Below are 25,690 nucleotides of genomic sequence, written 5' to 3' on the forward strand. Positions count from 1 at the left end.
GCATGCGGCAACGCAGCATTGCGCGTCGGCGTGCCGCTATTGGCCACCGGTATCGATAAAAATCAATGGGTTGTGGACTATCGCTGAGAGCGCGACGCAGGAATGCATGACACGATCGCGACAATCACGCGCGGAACGGCTTTGTCCGCGGAGAGAGCGGCACCTGGGTTGGACCTCCTCGCAGAGGGGCTCTGACCCAATGGCACGTGATTGGGGTCGGGGCCCTTCTGCGAAGGGATCCGACCCCGCCCTTGCGATCAGCCGTCCAGCGCCTGGCGCAGCGCGGCCACGGTCGCGGTGGCGGTCTGGCTCCAGTCCGGGTCCAGCCCGCGCAGGGCCGGATTCTGGAACTGCATGGCCGAGCGGCGGATACCCTTGGCCGACGCGTGCATCTCGTTGCAACCGGTCCGGCGCGCGACGGCGGCGATGTTGCCCGGACCGAGCCCGGCACCGGCCATCACCGTGAGGCGCCCGGCCGCTTGTGTGACCAGCCCCGCCAGCACATCGGCACCGGCCTCGGCGCTGGCCTTGCCGCCAGAGCTCAGCACGCGATGGCAGCCCAGCCCGATCAGCTGCTCCAGCGCCGCCGGCAGATCGCGGGCGGCATCGAAAGCGCGGTGGAAGGTCACCTGCAGGGGACCGGCCGCCTGTACCAGTTCACGGCACAGCGGCAGGTCGATGCCGCCCTGCACATCCAGCGCGCCGATCACCACGCCGTCGCAACCCAGTGCCCGGCATTGCGCGATATCGCGCAGCATCAGTTCGGTTTCAAGCGCGTCGTAGTGGAAGTCGCCCGGACGCGGCCGCACCAGCACGAACAGCGGGATCGACAGGCGTTCACGGGCAATGGCGATACTGGCGAAGGACGGCGTGGTGCCGCCCTCGGCCAGGTTGTCGAACAGTTCGATGCGGTCGGCGCCGCCGGCCTGTGCGGCCAACGCCGAGGCCAACGAGTTGCTGGCGATCTCCAGGACGAGCCCCGTACTCACGCCTGGGTGCTCGTGTAGATCGACGGCGAATCGCGCAGGTCATCCTGGCGCCGCGCATCGCACACGGCGTAGACAAAGCCGCGATGCAGCGCGTAGGCGCCGACCTCGCCCTGCTTGTTCATGGCCAGGAAGCACACCTGCAGCGTCTTGCTCGCTTCCGGGCGCTTGCGCACCACGCGGTCGATCACCTCGCGGCAGGCCTGCGCGGGCGAGCGGCCCTGGCGCATCAGCTCCACCACCAGGAACGAAGCGGCGTTGCGGATCATCTCCTCGCCCACGCCCGAGGCCGTGGCCGCGCCCACCTCATTGTCGACATACAGGCCGGCACCGATGATCGGACTGTCCCCGACCCGGCCGTGCAGCTTCCACGCCATGCCACTGGTGGTACAGGCGCCGGCCAGATTGCCCTTCGCGTCCAGCGCCAACATGCCGATGGTGTCGTGGTTGTCACTGTTACCGGGGATGCCGCGGCGCTCGGCGTTGATCTGCGGCTGGTACTTCTCGGTCTTCAACCATTCGCGCCACGCCGCTTCCGCCTGCGGCGTGAGCAGGTGCTGCCGTTCGAAGCCCTGCTGCACGGCAAACTGCTGCGCGCCCTCGCCCACCAGCAGTACATGCGGGCTGTTCTCCATCACTTTGCGAGCCACCGACACCGGGTGCAGGACGTCGACCAGCGCCGCCACCGCACCACAGCGGCCATCGCCGTCCATGATGCTGGCATCCAGGCTCAGCACGCCATCGCGATCCGGGTTGCCGCAATGGCCGACGGTCGGGTTGCACAGTTCGCTCTCGGCCCAGCGTGCACCGGCTTCGACCGCATCCAGCGCACTGCCCCCCTGCGCGAGGACTTTCCATGCGGCCTGGTTGGCCGGCACGCCGAAGTCCCAGGTTGAAACGACCTTGGCCCCGCGCTGCACACGCGCCTGCACGCCCGGCAACGCCGCCATGCCTGCGGCCAGTGCACCGGCCTGCAGGAACTGCCTGCGATCCACCATTTTCCTCTCCCCGTCTGCAATGCGCGGCCGGCCCGATGCCGGCTGCGGCGATCAGTCGTGCATGGGCTGCCGCGCGGCATGCCAGACGGCTGCTCCGAGCACACCCAGTTGGCCATGTTCCACCCGCCACACCGGCACCTGGCGCAGCACCTCGGTCAGCACCCCCTTGTTGAGGAAGCGCTCACGGAAGCGGCCATCGGCCAGGAAATCCTGCACGTGCGCGGAAATGCCACCGGCCAGGTACACCGAGCGGGCGCCGACGGCGATCGCCGCGTCGCCAGCCAGGCTGCCCAGCCAGGCACAGAAGACCTGCAGCGTTTCCACGGCCAGCGCATCCTCGCCACTGCGGGCGGCGCCGATCAGCGCCTCGGTGCTGGTCCACACCGGCGCAACGCCACGCAGCTCGCACAGGCACGGGTACAGGTTCATCAGTCCGCTGCCAGACAGCACCCGCTCGTTGTCCACGTGCGGCCAGCGCTGCAGCAGCTTGCCCAGCACCTGCAGCTCCAGCGCATTGCCTGCGCCCAGTGCGGCATGGCCGATCTCGCTGGGCAGTACCGGGCGTTCGCCATCGGCGAAGCGCAGCGCGGCACCCAGGCCGGTACCGGCGCCGAGCACCAGCGCCGGGAACGCCTGCGCCGGATCCGCCTCGCCGTTCAACGGCACCAGCGTATCGGCCTGCAGGTACGGAATGGCCAGCGCCACCGCTTCGAAATCATTGATCAGCTGCAGTTCCTGCAGGCCGGACTGCGCGCGCGTGCTCGACAGTGACACCGTCCACGGCAGGTTGGCGTTGATCAGTACATCGCCATCGAGCAGGCCGGCGATGGCCACCACTGCGGTCTGCACCGGCTGGCCGAGGCCCGCGGTGAAATCGGCGAGGATCGCAGCCAGGCTGGGGTGGTCGGCGCAGGCGTAGGTGCGGTAACTACCCAGCCGCGGCGCGTGGCTGGGGTGCGTTTCCGCCAGGGCCAGGCGGGCGAAGGTGCCGCCGACGTCGGCGACGACCAGACTGCGCGGAAGACCGCCGCGGGCGGAGTCGGAGGAAACCGGGGACGCTGCTGCGATGGTCACGCTGGCCTGCTTGGATCGATTGAATCGCCCCGATTCTCAGGCATCGGGGCGGCTTTGCCTAGCGCGTCGGTGGTTCAGGTTGGCCTACATGCCTTCCTGTTCGGCCACCTGCACACCATCCACCAGCACGCGCAGGCGTTGCGGGCGGAAGCCGGCGAACAGCAGCGGCCGGGTGCGCTCGACCAGCACTTCGTGGCCGCCGATGCGGCGCAGCCACGACTGTACCAGCGAGAACGAGAAATGCGTGCCCGGATGCCACGGATGCTGCACCCAGACCTTCTCGGTGGCGCTCTGCAGCAGCATCGCGCCGGTGAACCAATGGCGGCTGAGGGTCACCGGCGTCGTGCCGGCCATGAAACGGATATCCATGCTGCATCCTTTGCGTGATGGTAAACCGCCGGCCTGAACCGCCAGGCTCAGGGCTGGGCCGTCTGCAGACTGTAGCTGGTGGTGGCGGTGAACACCGCGCCATCGGGCTGGGTCGAACGCACTTCAACCTTGTGGCTGCCCACCGCCAGGTCGGTCGGCAGCGCGCCCCGCCACAGATGCGGCGACGCAGTGGCCTCCGGCGAACGGTCGTAGCCACGCAGCGTGCCGGCCAGGTCGTCGGCCACGTTCTCCACCATCAGGCGCGGATCGGGCTGGCTGACCTGCTTCATCGCCTGCCAGGCGCCACCGTCAACGCGGTACTCGACCACGCTGGCGTCCTCGCCCATGTAGACGTTGGCATAGATGCCCCACGCCGGGTAGGCACCCTGGCGCAGCACTTTCGGCGCGTGCAGGCCGATCTGCTCGCTGGCCGGCTTGCCGGCCACGCGGTACTGCAGCTTGTAGCTGCCATTGCCGGCTACATCCAGCAGCGCGTAGCCCTTGGGCGTGCCATCGCTCATCGTGCTGTCCGGCACGCCGGCGGCATTCTTCACACCCGACCAGAACGCACCGCAGTTGGCGCCGACGTTGTATTCGTGCAGCGGCTTGTTGCCGTTCCAGCCGTCGGCCCTGCCATGGTAGACGTGCTGCTGGGTGTGGCTGTGGCCACTGAGCACCAGCACGTTGCGGAAGTCCTTGAGCAGGTCGAACAGGCGCTGGCGGTCGGCGTGGCGGAACGTCTCGCGACCTGGCGCCGCATCGAAGAGCGGGATGTGCATGCCCAGCACCAGCAGGCGGTCCTTGTGCAGGCCCTTCAGATAGCTGGCGAGGAATGCGAACTGGTCCTGGCGCAGGCCACCGATGTACTTCGGCTTCGCCTTCGGGTCGTAGACCACGTCATCGAGGAACACGAAACTGGCGCCACCCTCTTCCACCGCGTAGGTGTCCGGGCCATAGATGTTGCGCCAGCTGTCCAGCGAATGATCGTCACTGGCCGCATCGAAATCGAGGTCGTGGTTGCCCGGCACATGGAACCACGGCACGCCCAGCGAGGTGGTGACCTTGTTGATTGCCGGATACAGGGTCAGATCGTCGTTGACGATGTCGCCCAGCGTGGTGCCCAGACGCGCCTTGGTCTGGCCGACCAGCGGCGCGACGATCGACTGCTGGTAGTAGCCGATGTCCTTCAGGCTGGCGGTCTGCGAATCGGTGAACACCAGCATCTGGAAGCCCCGACGGCTGTCGTGGCGGTCCGCCTGCAGGGCGAAATCCCAGTTGCGGGTGACGTTGCTGGTGGCAGCGATGCCGCCGTACTTCAATGCCGGCGAACCACTCGGGCGATAGTGGCGCCAGAACGAGGGCAGACCATCATCCGCCTTCGGGAAGGCATAGGCATCGGGCTTGATCACGAAGATGGTCTGGCCGTCGCGTACCGGCAGGCTGTAGCTGCCATCGGCGGCGGTCTTGACGATGGTCTCGCCGTTGGACACCTGTACCCCGGCCAGACCCGGATCGGTCGCACCACGGCCTGGCTTGCCATCGCGCTCCAGATAGACCTTGCCGGTGACCACGGTGTCCGCGGCCCAGGCCGGCGAGGTCAGCAACAGGCAGCACAGCCAGGCGGCAGGCAGTTTCATGGGGGCGGTCCGGGAAAGAAAGACCGCCCATTGTAGATTCCGTTGATGACATCGCGCACGCGGTGGCGCATTGCTGGTTGTGCCGGCCGCTGGTCGGCAGCCTCATGATCGTTCGGCATCTGGGGCTTGCCGGCCAGCGGCCGGCACTACCGCAGCTCAGCGATGGCGCCTTTCCAGTACCGCCCGCGCATCGTCCAGCGACAGCCCGCGCGCCCTCAGCAGCACCAGCAGGTGATACAGCAGGTCCGAGGCCTCGCCCAGCAGCGCTTCGTCATCCTGAGCCACCGCCGCCAGTGCCGTCTCCACGCCCTCCTCGCCGACCTTCTGCGCGATGCGGCGGATCCCGCCTTCGAACAGGCTCGTCGTGTAGCTGCCCGGCGGCCGCTGTGCCTCGCGCATCGCCACCAGCTGGTTCAGCCCGCCAATGAAATCCTTCGGCGCGCCATCGAAACAGCTCTCGGCGCCGGTGTGGCAGGTCGGTCCGGCCGGGCGCGCCATCACCAGCAGGCTGTCGGCATCGCAGTCGACACGGATCGACTGCACCACCAGCACGTTGCCGGACTGTTCGCCCTTGGTCCACAGGCGCTGCTTGCTGCGGCTGAAGAACGTCATGTGTCCGATCGCCAGCGTCGCCGCCAGCGATTCGGCGCTGACATAGCCCAGCATCAGCACCTGCAGGGTGTCGGCATCCTGCACCACCGCCGGCAGCAGGCCTTCGCCCTTGCCCCAGTCCAGCATCTGCAGCGCGTCCAGCGACGGCCTCACTTCAATAGACATCCCGCACCTCGATCTGCTGCTCGCGCAGGTAGCGCTTCAATTCCGGAATGGCGATGGCACCGCTGTGGAACACACTGGCCGCCAGTGCACCATCGACATCGGCCTGGTCGAAGGCCTCGGCGAAGTGTTCCATGGCACCGGCACCGCCGGAAGCGATCAGCGGCACCTGGCACAGCGCCCGCGCCTGCTGCAGCTGCGCAATGTCGTAACCGCGGCGCACGCCATCGCTGTCCATGCAGTTCAACACGATCTCACCGGCACCCCGCCGCTGCGCCTCGACGATCCAGTCCAGGGTGCGCAATGGCACCGCCTGGGTCTTGTCCGGGTCACCACTGAAGCGGCGCACCCGCCACTGGCCATCGGCTTCGCGCACCGAATCGACGCCGACCACCACGCATTGCACGCCGAACGCTTCGGCCAGTTCGCTGATCAACGCTGGACGCCCCAGCGCCGGTGAATTGATCGATACCTTGTCCGCGCCGGCAAACAACACGCGGCGCGCAGTTTCCACGCTGCCGATACCACCGGCCACGCAGAACGGAATATCGATCAAGCGGGCGATGCGCTCGATCCACGCCACGTCCACCGAACGCGCCTCGGGGCTGGCGCCGATGTCATAGAACACGAGCTCATCGGCGCCCTGGTCACGGTAGCGTTGTGCCAGCTCGGCGATGTCACCCATGTCGACATGGTCGCGGAAGCGCACGCCCTTGACCACGCGGCCATCGCGCACGTCCAGGCAGGGAATGATGCGCCGGCTCAACATGCCAGTGCCTCCGCCAGGTCCATGCGCTGTTCCAGCAATGCCTTGCCGAGAATCGCGCCACCGCAGCCCGCAGCGCGTGCATCGGCGACGTCGGCCACATCGCGGATGCCACCCGACGCCTGCACCGCCACGCCCGGCAACAACGCCGACAGATGTTCGTACAGGCCGATGTTGGGGCCGGCCAGCATGCCGTCGCGGGCGATGTCGGTACACAGCAGGTGGCGCATGCCGGCGCGCGCGTATCGCTGGGCCAGGTCATCCAGGGTCACCCCGGCGTTCTCGGTCCAGCCATGCACCGGCAACTGCCACTGGCCCAGGGCGTCCTGGCGGGCATCAAGTGCAACGGTGATGCGTTCGGCGCCGAACTCTTCCAGCCAGCCGACGACTTCATCGGGACGGCGCACCGCCAGCGAACCGACCACCACGCGGCCGGCGCCGGCGTCGAGAATGCGTGCCACATCATCGCGGCCACGCACGCCGCCGCCGGTCTGCACCTGCAGCGGGGTCTGCGCGTGGATCGCGGCCAGCAGCGGTGCCAGCGTGTAGCCCCCGGCGCGCGCGGCATCCAGGTCGACCAGGTGCATCCATCGTGCGCCCTGCGCGGCGAAGGCCTGCGCGCGCGGCAGCGGATCGTCGCCATAGACGGTCTCCTGCGCGTAGTCACCCTGGCGCAGCCGCACCACGCGGCCGTCACGGATATCCAGTGCGGGGTAGACGATGAAACTCATGCAGCGGTGCCCTCAAGGAAATTGCGCAGCATCAGCGAACCGGTTTCGCCGGAACGCTCGGGATGGAACTGGGCGCCAAAGTAGCGGCCCTGCTCCACCACTGCAGTAAACAGGCCGCCATGGTCACAGGCGGCTACCGTGTGGGCGTTGAGCGGCGCGGCATAGCTATGCACGAAGTACGCGCTGGCGCGTTCCGCAACGCCTTGCAGCAGCGACGACGGGCGCATCGGCAGCAGCCGGTTCCAGCCCATGTGCGGCACCCGGATACCGCAGGCCGGCACCAGCTTGCGCACCACGCCGGGAATCAGCCCCAGCGTCTCCACGCCGGCTTCTTCGGAGCGCTCGAACAACAACTGCATGCCCAGACAGATACCCATCAGTGGTACTTCCAGCCGTTGCAACGGCTCGACCAGGCCCTGCGCATGCAACCGCTGCATACCGGGACCGGCGGCACCGACGCCAGGCAGGATCACCCGCTGCGCGCCGACCAGGCCATCGGCATCACGCACCAGGCGCACCGTCGCGCCCAGGCGCTCCAGCGCATAACGCACCGAGCCCAGGTTCGCACCGCCGGCATCGATCAGCGCGACATCGCTCACAGCGCCCCCTTGGTGCTCGGCAGTGCCGTGCCCTGTCGCGCCAGCGCCGGGCGCAAGGCGCGCGCCAGTGCCTTGAAACAGGCCTCCACCTTGTGGTGGTCGTTATCGCCGTGCACCTGCAGGTTGAGGTTCAAGCCGCTGGCATCGCACAGTGAACGGAAGAAGTGCGGCACCAGTTCGGTTGGCATGTCGCCCACACGCTCGCGCTTGAACTCGCCTTCGAACACGAAGTACGGGCGGCCACTGAAATCCAGCGCCGCACTGGCCAGGGTTTCGTCCATCGGCAGGGTGAAGCCGTAGCGACCGATGCCGCGCTTGTCCCCAAGCGCCTCACGCAGCGCCTGGCCCAGCGCGAGCCCGGTGTCTTCAATGGTGTGGTGCTCGTCGATGTGCAGGTCGCCCTCGGCCCGGATGTCCAGGGCGAAGCCACCGTGCTTGCCGATCTGTTCCAGCATGTGGTCGAAGAACGGCAGGCCGGTGGAGACGTGCGCATCACCCGCTCGATCCAGATCCAGCTCGACACGGATCCTGGTCTCTTTCGTGTTGCGCTGGACCACCGCGGTGCGCGGTGCGTCGGCCAGCGCGTGGGCGATGCCCGGCCAGTCCCACTCGCCACCGAACTGCTCGGTGCGCAGCTGGAAGCCGCGGATGTTGAGATTGTCGGCAAACTGCAGGTCGGTGATGCGATCGCCGACCATGCCCGAGCGTGCCCAGTCGATGCTGCGGTCCTGCAGGTAGGCGGTCATCAGGCCGATGCCCGGCTTGCGCGTGGGTGCGTTGTCCTGCGGCCAGCTGCAGTCGATCAGCACGTCACGGAAGGTGATGCCCTGGCTTTCGAAGATCTGCAGCATCAGATCATTGGGGCCATCGAAGCTGGCGCGCGGGTAGCTGTCGCTGCCGAGGCCGTCCTGGTTGCTGACGATGACGAACTGGTAGCCGGCATCACGCAGCTTCAACAGCGCTGGGATAACCTGCGGCACGAAGCGCAGCTTCTCGTAGGCGTCGATCTGGAAGTCCGCCGGCTCTTCGATGAGGGTGCCGTCACGGTCGATGAACAGGATCGGGGTCATGCGGCGGCCCTCCGTGCCGACAGGACCGCAAGCACGCGGTCATTCTCTTCGGGACTGCCGATGCTGATGCGCAGTGCGTCGCTCAGCTGCGGCGCGGCGCGTTGGTCGCGTACCACCACACCCGCGTCCAGCAGCGTGTCGAATGCGGCCTGGGCATCGGCGAAGTGCACCAGCAGGTAGTTGCCGGCCGAGCGGTACACCCGGCGCACGCCGGGCAGGCCCGGCAGGACTGCGCGCAAGCGATCGCGCTCGGCGATGACCGTGGCCACGCGTTCAGCCGTGCGCGCCAGCGCGGCCGGTTGCAACGCCTGCACGGCAAGTTCGGCACACGGGGTCGGCACCGGATACGGCGCCTGGCAGCGGCGCAGCACGGCAATCAGTTCCGGAGCGGCAATCAATGTGCCGATGCGCGCCGCTGCCAAGGCGTGCGCCTTGGACAAGGTACGCAGCACCGCCAGATTGGCATGGGCAGCCAGCAGTGTGGTCGCCGAGGTGCGCCCGGCGTACTCCACATACGCTTCGTCCACCACCACCAACGCCTGACCGCGCAGGGCAACCGCCACGCGCTCAATGTCATCCAGCGCGATATCGCTGCCGGCAGGATTCGAGGGCGCGCACAGGAACACCAGCTTGGCATTGCGCGCCCTGGCGGCATCGATCACGGCATCCAGATCGACGTCCAGGCCATCTTCGCCATCCACCAGCGGCACATCAATCAGCGGCGCGCCCTGCAGGCGTGCGCAGACGGCATACATGCCGAACACCGGCGAGGTGACCAGCACGCCATCGCGGCCGGGCACGCACAGTGCACGCACCAGCAGGTCGATGGCCTCGTCGCTGCCGCGACCGATCAGCAACTGCGGCGGCTGCACGCCGTACAGCGCGGCCAGGCCCTCGCGCAGCGCCAGCGGCTGAGGCTGCGGATAGCGCCGACTACTGCCCGCAGCATCAGCCGGATTGGCCCAGGCCGATTCGTTGGCATTCAACCAGACCTCACCCTGCACTGCCGCGCTGCGCGCCGAACTGTAGCCGGCGAAGGCCTGCAGGTCCGGGCGCACCAGGGCCAGTACATCGTCGATGGCATTCATGCCGCCACCTCCATGCGCAGTGCCACCGCACGTTCGTGTGCATCCAGGCCTTCAGCGCTGGCGATGATGCGCGCGCAGCCACCGATCGCCGCCAGGCCTGCGGCGCTGGCGCTCTGCACGCTGATCAGGTTCTGGAAGCTGGCCACACTGACGCCGCTGTAGGCACGTGCCGCGCCTGCGGTCGGCAACACGTGGTTGGTACCGCTGCAATAGTCACCCAATGCCTCAGGGGTGTAATCGCCGAGAAATACCGAACCGGCCACCTGCACCTGGTCCAGCCAGTCACGGGGTTCGCGCAGGGCCAGGATCAAGTGCTCGGGCGCATAGCGGTTGCTGATCGCAAAGGCATCGGCCAGCGATTCCACCAGGATCAGCTGCGATGCCGACAGTGCCTGGCGCGCAATCGGCTGCCGCGGCAGCAGCGCGACCTGGTGCTCCACCTCGGCTTCGACCGCAGCCAGCATCGCCGCATCATCGGTCAGCAGCAGCACCTGCGAATCCGGGCCGTGCTCGGCCTGCGACAGCAGGTCGGCCGCCACGAACGCCGGATTGGCGCCGGCATCGGCGATCACCAGCACTTCCGACGGGCCGGCCGGCATGTCGATGGCCGCCGCCCCGCTCTGCGCCACCTGCTGCTTGGCTTCAGTGACGAAACTGTTGCCCGGCCCGAACAGCTTGTCGCAGGCAGGAATACTGGCGGTGCCATAGGCCATCGCGGCGATCGCCTGCGCACCACCCAGTTTGAACACGCGCTGCACGCCGGTCAGGCGCGCGGCCACCAGCACTGCCGGATCAGCGCTGCCATCGGTGCGCGGCGGCGTGCACAGCACCACCTGCGGGCACCCGGCCAGCCGCGCCGGCACGCCCAGCATCAGCGCCGTGGACGGCAACGGTGCACTACCCGCCGGCACGTACAGTCCGACCCGGCCGATCGGCCGCAGCATGCGTTCGCAGACCACACCAGGCGCCGTTTCCACGGCGTAACCGGTGCCCATGCCGGCGGCGTGGAAGCGCATGATGCGCTCGGCGGCCTCCACCATCGCTTGGCGCAGTTCTGCCGGCACGGCCGCTTCGGCGGCCGTGAACTCGGCATCGGACACTTCGAAGGACGACAGCTCAACACCATCGAAGCGCGCGGTGATCGCACGCAACGCGTCGTCGCCCTGTGCGCACACCTGTGCGATCAGCGCAGCCACCGCATCGCGGGTCTGCTGCGCCACGGTCTGCACCGGGCGGGTCAATGCCGCGTTGCGCGCGGCCTCATCAAGTTGCGACCAGATCAGACGATTCATGCCAGCGACCGCTCCACGCTCAACACCATCAGGCCCTGCGCGCCAGCACGCTCGAGTTCCTCCATGCGCTGCCAGCTCAGCGGGCCCGGGCACATGGTCTGCAGGCGCAGCGCGCCACCGTCTGCCGGCAGCCGCACCAGCGGCTCGGCATCGGCCAGCAGCTGCGCCAACGCATCGACGCGGTCCTCACTGGCGCGGAACATCAGCAGCTTGCGGTCCTGGCGCTGCACCACGCCGTCCAGGCGACGCAGCAGCATGCTGCGCAGCCCGGCGCGGGCATCGTCGGGCACGCGCACCGCTCCGGCCAGCACCGCCTCGCTGTCGAGCAGGTTGTGCACCGGGTTCAACTGGTTGGCGCGCAGTGTGGCGCCACTGGATACCAGGTCGCAGATCAGGTCGGCCGTGCCCAGCCGCGGTGCGATCTCCACCGAACCAGACAGCTCCACCACCTGTGCCTGCACGCCCTGCTCGGCCAGCCACTGCTTGAGGATGGCCGGATAGCTGGTGGCGATGCGGGTGCCGGCCAGTTGTGCCGGACCCTGCCATTGCCACTCCTCGGGCACGGCCAGCATCAGCCGGCACTGGCCGAAGCCCAACCCGCGCAGCGCCTGGTAGGCATCGGGCAGGCCGACCTGACGACGTGCTGCGGCCTGCTCATCCAGCTCGTTGCGGCCAACGATGCCGAGGTCGCAGACGCCATCGGCGATCAGACCGGGAATGTCGTCGTCGCGGACCAGCAGCAGGTCCACCGGCAGCGACTCGCCGTAGCAGAACAGCTTGTCGCGGCTCTCGCGCCAGCTCAGGCCGCAGGCACTGAGCAGGGTGCGGGCGGGCTCGGCCAGCCGGCCACTCTTCTGGATGGCGATGCGCAGCCGGTCTCGTGCCGGCGCTGCCTGGGTTGCACTCATGGAGGAAGTCTCGAAGTTCGGAACGGGGCGCGGATCAGCGCGAAGCAAGGCGGTCGATGGCGGCGGCATAGCCTCGATGGCCATGCTCGAGCGTGCGTGCCACCCGCCCGGTGGTGGTCACGCTGACCCCGGTGCGCTCATGGATCTCGCGGTAGGGCATGCCCTGCTGCAGCAGCGGCACCACCTTCCAGCGGTCGGCCATGGCTTCCAGCTCGGCCGGCGTGCACAGGTCACGCAGGAAGGCCTCCACCTGTTCGGGCTCGCGCAGAGCGGCAAAGGCCTGGGCCAGGGCTTCCAGGTCGGCCTTCGGGTCTTTGGCGGCAATCTCAGGGCGGGCTTTCACGGGGTCGTTTCCATGCATCAATGTAATAGCGCGCTATTACGTTAACGCACTCTTGCGCAGCGCGTCAAATCCGGGAAGGAATGGGGTCAGGAAGCCGGAAACGAAAAACGCCCACCAGGGGCGGGCGTTTTCTTTCAGAATCATCAGCTTGGCTTGAATCACGGCGCCGGGCAGCGCACCTCGGCCTGCAGCGCCCCGCGCCGCAGGCACTCACCGAACAGGCTGCCCTGCCGGCTGGGGAGCGACTGGATGTTTTCCAGTTCGCCCCCCCCCTGCGGGCACTTCTGCACGGCCAAGGCCTGCAGATCCTGTTCGAGCTGGGCGCGGTCGATCACATGGCAGCGATCGACCTGCAACCGGTACTGCGCAGGTCCGATCCGGGCGCTGTGCAGCGCCGGGTCGCTGCGGCAGCCCGCCAGCAGGAGCATCAGCAGCGCCCCTGCGGCGGCAGCCTTCACGCCATGACCCGGGACTGTTCCACTTCGACCTGCAGGGTGCTGGCCAGCTCATCGCGCGAGACTTCGAACTGCTGCTCGCGCAACAGATCCTTCACTGCCACCACGCCGCGTGCCAGCTCGTCTTCGCCAGCCAGCACCACGAAGCGGATGCCGGCCTTGGCCGCGTACTGGAACTGCTTGCCGATCTTCTTCGGCTCCATCTGCACTTCGGTGTTGATGCCGCCGGCACGCAGGCGACGGGCAATGTCCAGCGACTGCGGCATGCCCTGCTCGTCCATCAATGCCACCAGCGCCTGCACGCTGCTGCCTTCGATGCCGTCGATCAGGCCCGCTTCGCGCAGCTGCCAGAACAGGCGCGACAGGCCGATGGAGATTCCTACGCCCGGCAGCCTGGACTTGCTGTAGTGGCTGGCCAGGTCTTCGTAGCGGCCGCCCGAGCAGATCGAACCGATCTGCGGGTGGTCGGTCAGCGTGGTCTCGTACACCGTGCCGGTGTAGTAATCCAGGCCGCGCGCAATGGAGAAGTTCAGGCAGTACGCAGTCTCCGGCACACCCAGTGCCTGCACCAGCTGCAGTACTTCGCGCAGCTCGGCAACACCGGTACGCAGCGTCTCCGACGAGGCTGCATTGGTCTCCAGCGCGGCCAGCTGCGCGAGCGCATCGGCATGGCCCTGCGAACGCACGGCGACGAATGCCAGGATCTTCTCGACCTGCTCGGCCGGGATATCGAAGCCCTCGCCCACCAGCGTCTCGCGCACGTAGTCGGCACCGCGCTTGTCCAGCTTGTCCACTTCACGCAGCACTGCCAGCTGGCGCTCGCCCTCGGCCACGCCCAGGCTTTCGAAGAAGCCGCGCATCAGCTTGCGGTTGTTCAACTGGATGCTGAAATCGCCGATGCGAAGTTCGGCGAACACCGCGTGGATGACCGCCAGCACCTCGGCGTCGTAACGCACGCTCAGGCTGTCCTTGCCGATCACGTCGATATCACACTGGTAGAACTCGCGGAAACGGCCGCGCTGGGCGCGTTCGCCACGGTACACGCGCTGCATCTGGTAACGGCGGAACGGGAAGGTCAGTTCGTGTTCGTGCTCGGCCACGTAACGCGCCAGCGGCACGGTCAGATCGAAGCGCAGCGCCATTTCCGGCAGCGAACGGTCACCCGATTCAGCCGCATTGGCCAGCGCGCCGGTGGACTGCACGAAATACACCTGGCGCTCGGTCTCGCCGCCGGATTTGGTCAGCAGCACATCGGACAGCTCGAACACCGGCGTCTCCACCGGCAGGAACCCGAAGCGCTCGTAGTTGCGGCGGATCACATCCAGCATGCGCTGGAACGCAATCTGCTCGCGCGGCAGCAGTTCAAGGGTGCCGGGCGGGGTACGGGGCTTGATCACGGGCGGAACTCCTGCTGGAACGGGACGTGGGAGGGGGCAACATTCTAGCGCCCCCGCCTCGGGCAGGGTCGAACGGCCGCTTGAAGTATCATAAGGCCCTCCCCGCCCGTGATCCGCCCCCCGCAACATGTCCCGGCCTTCCGGCGCTCCGCCCGCCACCCACGACCCCGCCACGCCGTCCTGCGCCACGCTGGACTGCCTGCACTGCTCGGTTCGCCACCTTGCGGTGTGCTCGGCACTGTCGCCCGATGAAGTGCAGGCACTGGAACAGGTCACCGTTTCGCAGCAGGTGACGATGGGCAACACCCTGGCCCGCACCGGCGAAGAGCGCCAGCATGTCTATACATTGACCGGCGGTGCACTACGCCTGGTGCGCACGCTGGCCGATGGTCGCCGCCAGATCAACGGCTTCGTGCTGCCCGGCGACTACCTGGGCCTGAGTGGCAGCGACCACCATCGCTACGACATCGAGGCCATCGCTGACAGCCGCGTGTGCCGCGTCGCGCTGCCGCAGATGAAGGCACTGCGCAGCCGCTTCCCGCACCTTGAGCGCAAGCTGCTGCAGCGCGCCTGCCAGGAACTGGATGCCGCGCAGGACGCCGCGCTGGCGCTGGCCCGCCTGCAGCCGGCCGAGAAGCTGGCCGATTTCCTGCTGCGACTGGCCGCACGCGAGGCCAAGCTTGGCGGCAACGGCCTGCGCGTGTCGCTGCCGATGGGCCGCGGTGATATCGCCGACCATCTGGGCCTGACCATGGAAACCGTCAGCCGCACCTTCACCAAGCTGCGCCAGCAGGGCCTGATCGCCCTGCCCCACCTGAACGTGGTGGAGATCCTCGACGAGGATGGGCTGCGCGGGCTGGCTGGTGAAGGGTTGATCTGAGGGTTTCGCAGTTCATGGGGTTGCCGGCCAGCGGCCGGCACTAGCGGGCGGCGTCCATCCGGTCGCGCCCAACCCACGTTGCATTCTCCTGGTAGTGCCGGCCGCTGGCCGGCAACCCCAGACATCTTCGATCAACGCAACAACACCTCGCGCAGCGCCGCATAGTCGGCGGACAGCGGTTCAGCGTGCGCCGGCCGCTGCAGCAGCGCCTCCAGCGCTGGCGGCACGGCCACCGGGCCGCCGATCAGTGGCTCCACCACTGCTTCGAACTTGGCAGGATGCGCGGTGGCCACCACCGCCCAGTCACCCTTGGCACCCCGCGCACGCAGGTCCTGCAGTACCTTCACCGCCGTCGCCGTATGCGGGCATAACAGCTCGCCGCTGCTGGCGTGCGCCGCCGCAATCATCGCGCGGATGGTCACATCATCCACCGCGAATGCGCGGAAGGCCGCGCGCAGCTCGGCATCATCACCATGGTAGAGCCAGCGCAGGCGCTCGAAGTTGCTTGGTGCACCCACGTCCATCGCATTGGCAACGGTGGCCACACTGGCCTGGGGCTGGTAGTCAGCACCATTGAAGTAGGTCGGCAGGACTGCATTGGCATTGGTGGCCAGCACGATCTGTCCGATCGGCACACCCAACGCGCGCGCCAGCACCGCCGCCATCGCATTGCCCAGGTTGCCGGTGGGCACCACCAGGTTGAGCCGGCGCCGATGTTCGGCGTGATGGGTCAGTGCCGCATGCGCGTAGTAGCTCATCTGCGGCAGCAGGCGCCCCAGGCTGATGCTGTTGGCCGAACTCAACGGCACCTGCGCCTGCAGTTCGCGGTCGCCCAATGCCTGCTTGACCATGGCCTGGCAGTCATCGAATGCCCCTGCCACGCGCAGCGCCTGGATGTTGTCACCGAAGCAACCCAGCTGGTGCGCCTGGCGTGGTGACACGCGGCCATCCGGATACAGCACCACCACCCGTACACCCGGCTGCCGATGGAAGGCCGCCGCCACCGCCGCACCGGTATCGCCTGAGGTGGCGACGACAATGGTCAGGTCCTGGTCCCTGCCGGCCTGCAGCCGCGACAACGTACCGGCCAGGAAGCGCGCACCGATGTCCTTGAAGGCCGCGGTCGGCCCATGGAACAGCTCCAGCATGTAATCGCTGTCGCCGAGCGCGCGCAGCGGCACCGGGAAGTCGAACGCCTGGTGGCAGATCGACGGCAACGCCGCCTCCAGCGCGTCGCCGGCGAAGAACGGTGCCAGCAGATCAGTGGCGGTGTCGGCCAGGGTCGCGCCGGCCTGCAGTTCACGCGGCACCGGCAACATCTCGGGCACATACAGCCCACCGTCAGGCGCCAATCCCGCAGCGATCGCCGCACTGAGGCCAACGGCCGGGGATTGGCCCCGGGTCGAAACGAATTGCATGGGTTCGGTATCCAGTCGAGGGGGAGGATTCAGCACAGGCGGGCTCCTGGCGCATCCAGCGGCGACACCCAGGCGTCGCTGTCGAAGCCGGTAGCGGCGAAGGCCGCCTGCACCGGCGCGGCGGCAGCATGGGCCTGGTCCGCATCTTCGAACCAGGCGAATACGCTGGGGCCGGCGCCGGAGATGCCGGCACCCATTGCATGGGCAGACAGCGCCGCATCACGAGCGGCCCCGAAACCCGCAATCAAACCGGCCCGTCGCGGCTCCACCAGCACATCGCGCAGTCCAGCCCGCACCAGCGTGGCATCGCTGCGATGGCAGCCACTGAGCACCAGCGCGAGGTTTGCGCTCTGCGCCACGAATTCGCCCAATGTGTAGCTGCCCTGCAACGCCTGGCGTGCGCGGCGCGTTTCCAGCACCGCGTGCGGATGCACCAGCAGGCTGTGCCAGTTGGCAGGCACCGGAATCGGCAGCAGACGATCGGCCGTGCACAACGCCAGGCCGCCCAGCAACAGCGGGCCCACGTTGTCACCGTGGCGGCCGCCACTGGCCACCGCCTCGCCATCCAGCGCGAACGGGTACAACGCTTCACGCGGTAGCGGCACCTCCAGCAGCGCATTGGCGGCGACCAGCGCCGCCACGCAGGAGGCCGCCGAGCCCCCCATGCCCGAGCCGAACGGAATGCCCTTGTCGATTTCGACCGCGAAGCCGAAGTCCAGGCCCAGCCCCTCGCGCAGCGAGATCAGGGCCGCACCGGCGGTATTGCCGGCCGCCTCCAGCGGCAGTTCGACCGCACTGCCCCGGATCGCTTCGATGCGCACCTCCGGCTCATCGATGCGCCGCACGCTCACCGTATCGCCGATGCCTGCAATGGCATGGCCCAGGATGTCGAAGCCGACCGCAACATTGGCCACCGAAGCGGGCGCGAACGCTCGTGCAATCACAGGCGCGCCCCTTCACCCGCCGCCACCCGCAGCAGGTCGGCGAACACACCGGCAGCGGTCACTTCCGGGCCGGCACCCGGGCCCTGCACTACCAGAGGGTTGTCGCAATAGCGGCGGGTGCGGAACTGCACCACATTATCGGTCAGCCGCAGGTTCGCGAACGCGTGATCGGCCGGCAACGCCTGCAGGCCCACCGATGCGCCATCAGCACCCAACTGCGCGACATAACGCAGCACTGCCCCGCGCGCGCGCGCATCCTGCAGACGCTGCAGCAGGCTGGCGTCGGACTCGCCCAGGCGCGCCATGAAGTCATCCACGCTGCCATCGCGCAACAGGGCGGGCACCAGGCTTTCCACCTGCACCTGCTCCAGGCTGAGCGTGTGCCCGGCCTCGCGGGCGAGGATCACCAGTTTGCGCGCCACGTCCACACCCGACAGATCGTCGCGCGGGTCGGGTTCGGTGTAGCCCATCGAACGCGCCTGCGCGACCAGCGAAGAGAACGGCTGGCTGCCATCGAAACGGTTGAACAACCAAGCCAGCGTGCCGGAGAAAATGCCTTCGATGGCCAGCACTTCGTCACCGGTATCGACCAGATCACGCAACGTGGTGATCACCGGCAGGCCAGCGCCGACGGTCGCCTCGTAGCGGAAGCGCGCGCCACTGGACGCCGCGGCGGCTCGGATGCGCTGGTAGCGCGGCAGCGGGCCAGCGCCGGCCTGCTTGTTCGGGGTGACCACATGGATGCCGGCCGCCAGCCAGCCCTCATAGCGTTCGGCCACCTCGGCACTGCCACTGCAGTCGATCACTACCGCATGCGGCAGGTGTGCGGCCAGCAGGTGTTCGGTGAAGCGGTCCAGGTCACTGGCGTCGCCGGCCTGTTGCAGCGCCTGGCGCCAGTCTGCGTGCAGGCCATCGGCGTCCAGCCGCATGCGCGATCGCGAGGCCAGCGCGCGCAGGCGCAGGTCGACATTGGCCTTGGCCAGCAGCTGTGGCCGCGCCGTCAGCAACTGGTCCAGCAGCGCGGCGCCGACGTTGCCCGGCCCGATCACGCCCACCGCGAACGTCTGCGGCGACAGCCAGAATCCGGCATGCGCCGCGCGCAGTGCGCGGGTCGCATCGGCACTGTCCACCGCCACCGAGATGTTGCGCTCGGACGAGCCCTGCGCGATCGCCAGGATGTTCACCTGCGCACGGCCCAGCGCCTCGAACAGGCGCGCGGCCACGCCGGGCTGGCCTGCCATGCCATCACCGACCGCGGCCAGCACGCTGACGTCCTCGCTGACCTGCACGCGCTGCACCTGGCCCGCCGACAGCTCGTGCGCAAACGCATGCAGCAACGCCTCGCGCCCACGTGCCACCTCAGCTGCGCGCAGCACGCAGCAGATCGAATGCTCCGATGAGCCCTGCGAGATCATCACCACCGACACCTGCGCCTGGCGCAATGCGGAGAACACACGCTCGGCGGTTCCGGGCACGCCGATCAGGCCGGTGCCTTCCAGGTTCAACAGGGCCAGCCCCGGGCTGAGGGTCAAGCCCTTCACCGGCCCGCGTGGCGAGCGCTCAGCAGAAATGCGCGTACCCGGATGCGCCGGCTGGAACGTGTTGCGGATGAAGATCGGCAGGCCGAGGCGGATCGCTGGTGACATCGTCTGCGGATGCACCACTTTGGCGCCGAAATAGGCCAGTTCGCAGGCCTCGTCGTAGCTGAGCGATTCCAGCTGTACCGCTTCGGGGACCAACCGCGGGTCGGCCGACAGCACGCCATCGACATCGGTCCAGATGTGCAGCTCGTCCGCGTTGAACAGCGCGGCGAAGATCGCGCCGGAGTAATCGCTGCCGTTGCGGCCGAGGGTGGTGATGCGGTCGTGGCGATCACGGGCGACGAAACCGGTAGCGACCAGCCGCGACTGCGGATGCCGCAGCCGCCATTGCGCAAGGCGGTCGGCACTGGCCTCCCAGTCAACATCCACGCCCAGCTCGCCGTGCCCCACCACCAGCACGTCGCGCGCATCGAGCACCGCGCAGTCTTCGCCCAGAGCACGCAGGTGTGTGCCGAGCAGCTGTGCGGAAAACACTTCGCCAAGGCCCTGCACGCGATCAAGCACTTCGCGCGGCAACTCACCGATCACCGCCAGCGCCGCCAACACGTCGGCCAGCTGATCGAAGCGGGCATCCATCCATTCCACGGTGTCGCCCACCTGCTCGCCGAGCAGCGCCACGGCGGCGCCGCGATGGCGCGCACGCAACGCATGCCAGGCCTCACGCCAGCCGGCATCGCCCCTGGCCGCCAGCTGCGCCAGCTCGATCAGCGCGTCGGTAACGCCTTTCATCGCAGACACGACAGTGACCTGCAGCGATTCGGGACGGGCCAGCAACAGGCCGGCGACATGGCGGTAGCGCTCGGCATCGGCCACCGAGGTGCCGCCGAACTTGTGCACGACAGTGGACGGTGCAGCCAGATCGGCCGGAGCAACGGGATGGGCGGGGGCGTGGGAAGACATGCAGACCTCGGTAGGAGGCCCCGTCGCATGCAGGTGTCGAGTTTCCCCGCCACCTGGATGGTGCGGGGCCGTGGTTTTCGGGAGTTACACGAAGACGACGGGCCGCACCAGGGCAGTGGTGACGGTGGTGGTGGTAATGGTGGTGATGGCGACCGGCGCAGTCGAACCGCCCGCAGTGGCGGGAGCGATCAGGCTGGCGTGGGCGGCATCAAAGACCATGACGCACAGAAAACACCGTGCGCCGGGCCGCTGTCAAGTGCTGCGCTGCAAAAATTTTTGCGGCGATCATCGGCCAACATGCCGGCATTTGGTTGCAACTGAGACCAAGCCGACATCGGCACGCTTGACGAGCGCATTCAGCCGGCATGTTCGGCGATCGCCCTCGGTGTGCGGTGGGCATGCGCACACAGCATCACCCCGGCCACCAGGCACACGATCGCCAGTGCTTCCAGCAGGGTCGGCCAGCGCCGTTGCCAGGCGAAGGCATACAGCAGCGCGAACAGGGTCTCGAACACGATCATCTGCCCGGTCAGGGTCAACGGCAGCAGACGACTGGCGCGGTTCCAGAACGCGTTTCCGAGGATCGAGGCCACTACCGCCACGCCCGCACTGATCGCCCAGAAGCCACTCCACTGCGCTGCGGTATGGGTGCCGGTGTGGCCGATGAAGGCCATCGGCACCAGCAGCAGGGCCAGGCCACCGGTGGTGACGCCGGTCAGCAGTGACCAGTCATGGCTGGACAGATCCGGCCTGCGCGCCAACCAGCGGCTGTTACCGATCGAGTACAGCGCCCACGAGAACAGCGCACCGAACGCGCACAACAGTCCGATCACGCGCTGCCGCCACGGCGTGGCCAGGTGCTCGGACATCAGCGACTCCCAACCGACCAGGGCAACACCCAGCACGCACAGGCCCAAGGCGGGCAACAGCTGCTTCAACGGCACCGCACCGCGCTCGCGCACGCCAACCAGCGTCACCACGACCGGAATCAGGCCGACAATCAGCGACGCCGCCGCTCCACCGGCCCATTGCACTGCGGTGGCCAGCAGCAGGAAGTACACCAGGTTGCCGGCCAGGCTCAGCCACAGCAGGCCAGACCATTCGGCTCGGCCCAGCTGCGGCGCCAGCCGCTTCCAGCGCGGCAACAGCAACACCACCGCAATCAGGCCATAGACCAGGTAACGACCGGCGGAAAGTTGCAGGGCGTTGAACGAGTGCAGCACGGCGGGCGCGAGGAAGACCACGCCCCACAGCGCGCCAGCGGCAACGCCATTGGCGATGCCCAGGGCTATCGGGTTGTTGCGCATTCGGGTTCTTCGGGGGAGAGAACGGGCCGCGCAGTGTAAGCGCCGTCATGGCGGGCGCGCTTGACCCAGGCTACTGTCCTGCCCCGCAAACGCTCCTGTAGCGTCGAGCCATGCTCGACTGCTCTTGCACCGCACCTTTCGCGAACGGCCGTCGAGCATGGCTCGACGCTACAGATCCGCACCCCTGCGCCAGGCGGCCGGCGTCTGGTCACACTCGCGGCGCAGGGCACGGGTCAGTGCGCTCTGCTCGGAATAGCCTGCCGCCAGCGCGATCTCGCTGATCGGTGCCGCACTCACGCGCAGTTGGTGCTTGGCCCAGCGCAGCCGGCACGCACTGAGCCAGGCCTGCGGGCTGAGCCCGAACTCCCTCTGGAACAACGCATGCAACCGGCTCTCGCTGACACCGACGACGCCGGCCATGCGCGCCACCGGCCAGGCCTGCCCGGGATCGACCTGTACCGCCGCACACAGGCCCTGCATGCGCGCACCACTGCCTGCCGGTGCGAAGAACTGCAACAGGTGCGGCAGCAGCAGCGGCAACGGCCGCCCCTCGCGCACCTGTGACAGACCTTGCCGCAAGGCCAGCGGCAGGTGCAGCCATCGCTGGCGGCGCAGGTGTTCCTGGGTACCGTCGTCGAGCACGCCGGGCGCGCAATCGACAATCACGAAACCGTTGGGACCATCGGCCATCTGGTCATGTGCCTCACCGGCCGCGACAAAGGCGCCCTGCAGCAGATCCAGCCGTCCACCGCGTCCTTCCATCTCGAACTGCAGTTCGCCCTGCAGCGGCAGCACCCATTGCGCATAGTCGTGGCGGTCCAGCCCGGTGGCCTGGCCATAGTGCCGCAGGTGGAAGATCGCGCCCATGTGACAAGTGTGCGCGTGCCGACATTTCCCTGCAACGCAGCCCGGCTGCCGGCCATGCTATGTTCCAGCCGGTTCCAGACGCAGGGATGGCAACGTGAACACGACGATCTGCATGCTACCGCTGGCACTGGCCAGCCTGCTGCCGCTGGCCGCACAGGCCCAGTCCACGCCATCGGCCGGCGAGCGCATCGCGCCCGCCCCGCACTGCCTGGACGCACGCGACGTGCACCAGGTCGAGCAGCAGACCCCGACCGCCATCGCCGTCCGTGATGGCCGGGGCCAGGCCTACCGCATCGATTTCAGCGCCGCCTGCCCAGGTATCAACGAAGCCAGCACGCTGCGCCTGGAAGCGCCGTCAGGTTGGGCCTGCGGGCGGCCCAGCGAGCAGGTGGTGGTGGATGGGCGTCGCTGCGGCGTCGGCAGCGTCACTCCTATTGATAGCCGGGAGTTCGCCAGCACCGCACGCCAGAGCGGTCGCCTGTATGCCTCCAGCCTGCCGCGCGTGGACGTGACCGCCAAGGGCAAGCCCAACCGCGGCGGCAGCAGCCCGCGTCATACGTTCCAGACCTCGCCGGCGTTCTGCTTCGCCACCCGCCACGTGCGCGGCTGGAGCGAGGATTCGCAGGGCGTGGTGGTGGAAACCAACCCACGCCGCAATGGTGGCATCCGCTATTACCGGGTCGAACTGGCCGGCAGCTGCTCGATCCTGGCCGGTGCGCAGGAAGTGAACTTCGAATCCGGCTTTGGCAATGGCCTGATCTGCGGCAACCCAGGCGACCGCATGGTCATGCTGCCCTCTCCATTCGGCGGTGAAGACCTTCGCGCCAGCACGCCACGCTTCGCCCGCCCAAGCTGCGGCGTACTGGCCGTCTATCCGAAGGACCTGCCGGACCAGGCGTCGCGTTAACCGCCGACGCCGAGGAAGGTGAACGGTGCGCTGGGCACGAAGTGGCCCAGTGCATCGCCGGCAAAGGTATTGCGCTGGTCCGGGCCGAGATCAAGCTTGAGTACCTTGCCGCCGAAGTCGACCTTGTTCAGATCGACCCAGAACGTGTTCGGGGTCAGCGCCGATTCGAAGAAATACAGCCGCCGCTTGTGGTCGGCCACCGTGCGCCAGCGCGTGGAAGAGATGTTGGGCTCACCCGGCGTGGTGATGCCGTAGGGCACCGAGGTGTTGCGGATCACGCTGAACACACTGGCCAGCGCCACCACCGGGTCTTCGGCCTTGGGAATCGCATTGATGTAGAACGAAGCGCGCGCGAAGCGGTCGGCCGAACGGTTGGTACCGGGCAGCATCACCGTGCCGCCGATCTGCTGCCAATAACTGTTGAGCGCCAGTTGCTGTTCGAAGATCGGCGAGTTGGTCATCACCTGGTAGCGGCGGTCATGGTGGATCACCTGGCGGCCACCGATGTATTCCACGATGGCGCTGTCACCGGTTGCATCGGACAGCGACAGGTGCAGCGTCGCCTGCCGGTCCTCGCCGGGGACCTTGTCGGTGACGATCGAGTACGGCTCACGCTTCAATGCCGCGACTGCCTCATCCACCGTGGCGAAGTTGTCCAGCACGTACTGTGCCCACAGCGAGATCGCCAGCCCCGGCTTGTTGCCGCGCTGATTCGGATACTCCGATTCGACCAGCCACAGCAGGTTGGCGACCAGGCCCTTCTCGTTCATGCCGTCGGTGGTCGACACGTCATAGCCGGTGGCCACCACCGACCCGTAGCGCGCGGTCCAGGCCAACGACTTCGGCCCAGCCAGGCCAGTGCGTGCAATGCCGCGCGGCAGCACATAAAGGTTGGTCGCCACATCGACCTTCCAGTCCATCGAGCGCGCGGTGATCACATCACCGTTGTCGCCCAGGTACACCGCGCGCGTGCACGCCCAGACCGGCGTCACCACCGCTGCCAGCACCACTGCCAGCATCATTCCGCCCGACCACGTCATCCGTACCATGCCATTGCGCTCCGTTCCCCGTGATCCGGCGATCTGACGCCATGCGGGGTGACACAGCAGTGAAGCTTCAGCGTACGACGCGATCGTGCAGCCAGAAACCTGCAAGCATCGCCGGAACGAACCACAGCGCTTCGCGCGATGCCACGGCCAGGCCGGCGATGGCCGGACCCGGGCAGTAGCCCGCCCAACCCCACCCGATGCCGAACAGCGCCGCGCCCAGCAACAGGCGGCGATCAATGCCACGCGGCGCCGGCAACTGGAAGCGCGGTGCGCACAGCGGCTGCGCACGCCGCAGCGCCCAGCGCTGCCCGACCGCGCTGACCAGCAGCGCCGAGGCCAGCACCCAGGCCAGGGTCGGATCGAAATCACCGGTCACGTCAAGAAATCCGAGCACGCGGCGCGGATCAGTCATGCCGGCCAGCGCCAACCCAGCGCCGAACAAGGCACCTGCGATGGCCGCCGCCCATACGGCACGGCTCATGCCAGGCCTCCCGCATGGCGCAGCAGCAGCGTGGTCAGCATCGCGCAGGCCATGAAGATCAGCACTGCCAGCAGCGACCGCTTCGAGCCTCGCGCCAGGCCGCACACGCCATGCCCACTAGTGCAGCCATTGCCAAGGCGGGTCCCGAAGCCAACCAGCAGACCGGCGCCAGCCAGCTGCCAGGCCGGCAGCGTGTCACGCAGCAAGGCATGCGGTGGTTGCCCTGGTGCGGCCTGCCACCACAGCACCAGCCCGGTGGCAACGAGCAGCCCCAGCAGGAACGCCCAGCGCCAGCCGCGCTCGCCCCGCGACGCGTGCAGACTGGCGGCGGCGATCCCACTGATGCCCGCCACCCGCCCGAGGGTGGCCAGCAACAGCACGGCTGCGGCGCCGATCAGCGCCCCACCCGCCACCGCGGCCCAAGGCACGTTCACGCCCCACTCCTCTTCTTCGAACCCGTCATTGGCTTGCCTTATTATTTAGCTTTTTCTAAATTAGCTTCTACTAAACAAAAAGGTCAACCATGCCCCGCTCCGTTCTCGACAGTGCAGCGATGGCAAGGCACGCGTCCCAGGCTGCCGACCTGCTCAAGCGCCTGGCCCACCCCGCCCGCCTGAAAGTGCTGTGCCGCCTGGTGGAAGGTGAGGCGCCGGTGCCGGAACTGCAGGCGCTGACCGGCCTGAGTGGCTCGGCCCTGTCGCAGCATCTGGCGGTGCTGCGCGAACTGGACATCGTGGCGACGCGGCGCGAGGCGCAAGCCATCCACTACCGACTGCTGGAAGGCCCGGCACTGGGCGTGCTGCAGGCCCTGCACGCGGCGTACTGTGGCGGTGCGTCGCGCTGACGCCA

General features: G+C 67.9%; 28 protein-coding genes. 3 read left to right on the top strand and 25 right to left on the bottom strand.

The window, feature by feature from the left end:
• Positions 1-257: 257 nt before the first annotated feature.
• The 16 genes from ABH900_RS02955 to hisS all read right to left on the bottom strand — a co-directional run bounded on the left by ABH900_RS02955 (position 258) and on the right by hisS (position 14,487).
• Complete coding sequence (locus ABH900_RS02955) at positions 258-989, bottom strand: copper homeostasis protein CutC (RefSeq protein WP_429621108.1); 732 nt, start codon at positions 987-989, stop codon at positions 258-260.
• Positions 986-1,984, bottom strand: coding sequence for a N(4)-(beta-N-acetylglucosaminyl)-L-asparaginase (locus tag ABH900_RS02960; protein ID WP_429621110.1), 999 nt, complete (start codon positions 1,982-1,984; stop codon positions 986-988). The genes ABH900_RS02955 and ABH900_RS02960 overlap by 4 nt, the downstream gene beginning before the upstream one ends.
• 51 nt (positions 1,985-2,035) lie before the next feature.
• A complete protein-coding gene (locus ABH900_RS02965; RefSeq protein WP_429621112.1) occupies positions 2,036-3,058 on the bottom strand; it encodes a glucokinase in 1,023 nt (340 codons plus the stop codon).
• An 84-nt stretch (positions 3,059-3,142) separates the two neighbouring features.
• The gene (locus ABH900_RS02970) at positions 3,143-3,427 is read right to left on the bottom strand and encodes a hypothetical protein (protein WP_429621113.1); all 285 of its coding nucleotides are present in this window, start codon (positions 3,425-3,427) and stop codon (positions 3,143-3,145) included.
• 47 nt (positions 3,428-3,474) lie between these two features.
• The gene (locus ABH900_RS02975) at positions 3,475-5,064 is read right to left on the bottom strand and encodes a calcineurin-like phosphoesterase C-terminal domain-containing protein (protein ID WP_429621115.1); all 1,590 of its coding nucleotides are present in this window, start codon (positions 5,062-5,064) and stop codon (positions 3,475-3,477) included.
• A gap of 156 nt (positions 5,065-5,220) precedes the next feature.
• Positions 5,221-5,841, bottom strand: a complete 621-nt coding sequence (gene hisIE, locus ABH900_RS02980; RefSeq protein ID WP_429621116.1) for a bifunctional phosphoribosyl-AMP cyclohydrolase/phosphoribosyl-ATP diphosphatase HisIE — start codon at positions 5,839-5,841, stop codon at positions 5,221-5,223.
• Positions 5,831-6,607 (bottom strand): imidazole glycerol phosphate synthase subunit HisF, encoded by a 777-nt coding sequence (gene hisF, locus ABH900_RS02985; protein ID WP_429621118.1) that lies wholly within the window; start codon positions 6,605-6,607, stop codon positions 5,831-5,833. The genes hisIE and hisF overlap by 11 nt, the downstream gene beginning before the upstream one ends.
• Positions 6,601-7,335: a 1-(5-phosphoribosyl)-5-[(5-phosphoribosylamino)methylideneamino]imidazole-4-carboxamide isomerase gene (gene hisA, locus ABH900_RS02990; protein WP_429621120.1), complete on the bottom strand. Its 735-nt coding sequence runs from the start codon at positions 7,333-7,335 to the stop codon at positions 6,601-6,603. The genes hisF and hisA overlap by 7 nt, the downstream gene beginning before the upstream one ends.
• Entirely contained in the window at positions 7,332-7,934 is a 603-nt protein-coding gene (gene hisH, locus ABH900_RS02995; protein ID WP_429621122.1) for an imidazole glycerol phosphate synthase subunit HisH, read from the bottom strand. The genes hisA and hisH overlap by 4 nt, the downstream gene beginning before the upstream one ends.
• Positions 7,931-9,004: a bifunctional histidinol-phosphatase/imidazoleglycerol-phosphate dehydratase HisB gene (gene hisB / locus ABH900_RS03000; RefSeq protein WP_429621124.1), complete on the bottom strand. Its 1,074-nt coding sequence runs from the start codon at positions 9,002-9,004 to the stop codon at positions 7,931-7,933. The genes hisH and hisB overlap by 4 nt, the downstream gene beginning before the upstream one ends.
• Positions 9,001-10,092: a histidinol-phosphate transaminase gene (gene hisC, locus ABH900_RS03005; RefSeq protein WP_429621126.1), complete on the bottom strand. Its 1,092-nt coding sequence runs from the start codon at positions 10,090-10,092 to the stop codon at positions 9,001-9,003. Before hisC ends, hisB begins: the two co-directional genes overlap by 4 nt.
• The gene (hisD, locus tag ABH900_RS03010) at positions 10,089-11,384 is read right to left on the bottom strand and encodes a histidinol dehydrogenase (RefSeq protein WP_429621128.1); all 1,296 of its coding nucleotides are present in this window, start codon (positions 11,382-11,384) and stop codon (positions 10,089-10,091) included. The genes hisC and hisD overlap by 4 nt, the downstream gene beginning before the upstream one ends.
• Positions 11,381-12,292, bottom strand: a complete 912-nt coding sequence (gene hisG, locus ABH900_RS03015) for an ATP phosphoribosyltransferase (RefSeq protein ID WP_429621130.1) — start codon at positions 12,290-12,292, stop codon at positions 11,381-11,383. Before hisG ends, hisD begins: the two co-directional genes overlap by 4 nt.
• Before the next feature lie 34 nt (positions 12,293-12,326).
• A complete protein-coding gene (locus ABH900_RS03020) occupies positions 12,327-12,635 on the bottom strand; it encodes a YerC/YecD family TrpR-related protein (protein ID WP_429621132.1) in 309 nt (102 codons plus the stop codon).
• 158 nt (positions 12,636-12,793) lie between these two features.
• The gene (locus ABH900_RS03025; protein WP_429621134.1) at positions 12,794-13,093 is read right to left on the bottom strand and encodes a hypothetical protein; all 300 of its coding nucleotides are present in this window, start codon (positions 13,091-13,093) and stop codon (positions 12,794-12,796) included.
• The gene (gene hisS, locus ABH900_RS03030) at positions 13,090-14,487 is read right to left on the bottom strand and encodes a histidine--tRNA ligase (RefSeq protein WP_429621136.1); all 1,398 of its coding nucleotides are present in this window, start codon (positions 14,485-14,487) and stop codon (positions 13,090-13,092) included. The genes ABH900_RS03025 and hisS overlap by 4 nt, the downstream gene beginning before the upstream one ends.
• 127 nt (positions 14,488-14,614) lie before the next feature.
• On the opposite strand from hisS, the gene ABH900_RS03035 reads away from it, so the two are divergent.
• Entirely contained in the window at positions 14,615-15,367 is a 753-nt protein-coding gene (locus ABH900_RS03035) for a Crp/Fnr family transcriptional regulator (RefSeq protein ID WP_429621139.1), read from the top strand.
• 131 nt (positions 15,368-15,498) lie between these two features.
• Here the strand turns inward: ABH900_RS03035 and thrC are convergent, their stop codons facing one another.
• The 6 genes from thrC to ABH900_RS03065 form a co-directional block, all read right to left on the bottom strand.
• Positions 15,499-16,785, bottom strand: coding sequence for a threonine synthase (gene thrC / locus ABH900_RS03040; RefSeq protein WP_429621141.1), 1,287 nt, complete (start codon positions 16,783-16,785; stop codon positions 15,499-15,501).
• Between the two features lie 29 nt (positions 16,786-16,814).
• On the bottom strand, positions 16,815-17,729 hold the full coding sequence (locus ABH900_RS03045; protein WP_429621142.1) for a homoserine kinase: 915 nt from the start codon (positions 17,727-17,729) through the stop codon (positions 16,815-16,817).
• Positions 17,726-20,230, bottom strand: coding sequence for a bifunctional aspartate kinase/homoserine dehydrogenase I (gene thrA, locus ABH900_RS03050; RefSeq protein ID WP_429621144.1), 2,505 nt, complete (start codon positions 20,228-20,230; stop codon positions 17,726-17,728). Before thrA ends, ABH900_RS03045 begins: the two co-directional genes overlap by 4 nt.
• Before the next feature lie 84 nt (positions 20,231-20,314).
• A complete protein-coding gene (locus ABH900_RS03055; protein ID WP_429621146.1) occupies positions 20,315-20,449 on the bottom strand; it encodes a hypothetical protein in 135 nt (44 codons plus the stop codon).
• Positions 20,450-20,586: 137 nt separating this feature from the next.
• A complete protein-coding gene (locus ABH900_RS03060) occupies positions 20,587-21,537 on the bottom strand; it encodes a DMT family transporter (protein ID WP_429621149.1) in 951 nt (316 codons plus the stop codon).
• Positions 21,538-21,705: 168 nt separating this feature from the next.
• Complete coding sequence (locus ABH900_RS03065) at positions 21,706-22,404, bottom strand: AraC family transcriptional regulator (protein ID WP_429621151.1); 699 nt, start codon at positions 22,402-22,404, stop codon at positions 21,706-21,708.
• A 94-nt stretch (positions 22,405-22,498) separates the two neighbouring features.
• Between ABH900_RS03065 and ABH900_RS03070 the strand changes: the two genes are divergently transcribed.
• Positions 22,499-23,311, top strand: coding sequence for a DUF6491 family protein (locus tag ABH900_RS03070; protein WP_429621153.1), 813 nt, complete (start codon positions 22,499-22,501; stop codon positions 23,309-23,311).
• Here the strand turns inward: ABH900_RS03070 and ABH900_RS03075 are convergent.
• From ABH900_RS03075 to ABH900_RS03085, 3 genes are all read right to left on the bottom strand, one after another.
• The gene (locus tag ABH900_RS03075; RefSeq protein ID WP_429621156.1) at positions 23,308-24,360 is read right to left on the bottom strand and encodes a linear amide C-N hydrolase; all 1,053 of its coding nucleotides are present in this window, start codon (positions 24,358-24,360) and stop codon (positions 23,308-23,310) included. The two genes, ABH900_RS03070 and ABH900_RS03075, sit on opposite strands and share 4 nt — an antisense overlap.
• A gap of 67 nt (positions 24,361-24,427) precedes the next feature.
• On the bottom strand, positions 24,428-24,841 hold the full coding sequence (locus ABH900_RS03080; RefSeq protein ID WP_429621158.1) for a DUF6691 family protein: 414 nt from the start codon (positions 24,839-24,841) through the stop codon (positions 24,428-24,430).
• The gene (locus ABH900_RS03085; protein ID WP_429621160.1) at positions 24,838-25,275 is read right to left on the bottom strand and encodes a YeeE/YedE family protein; all 438 of its coding nucleotides are present in this window, start codon (positions 25,273-25,275) and stop codon (positions 24,838-24,840) included. Before ABH900_RS03085 ends, ABH900_RS03080 begins: the two co-directional genes overlap by 4 nt.
• An 89-nt stretch (positions 25,276-25,364) precedes the next feature.
• Between ABH900_RS03085 and ABH900_RS03090 the strand changes: the two genes are divergently transcribed.
• On the top strand, positions 25,365-25,685 hold the full coding sequence (locus tag ABH900_RS03090) for a metalloregulator ArsR/SmtB family transcription factor (RefSeq protein ID WP_429621162.1): 321 nt from the start codon (positions 25,365-25,367) through the stop codon (positions 25,683-25,685).
• Positions 25,686-25,690: the final 5 nt, after the last annotated feature.

The sequence above is a fragment of the Stenotrophomonas sp. AN71 genome (assembly GCF_050435725.1).
GTDB lineage: Bacteria > Pseudomonadota > Gammaproteobacteria > Xanthomonadales > Xanthomonadaceae > Stenotrophomonas.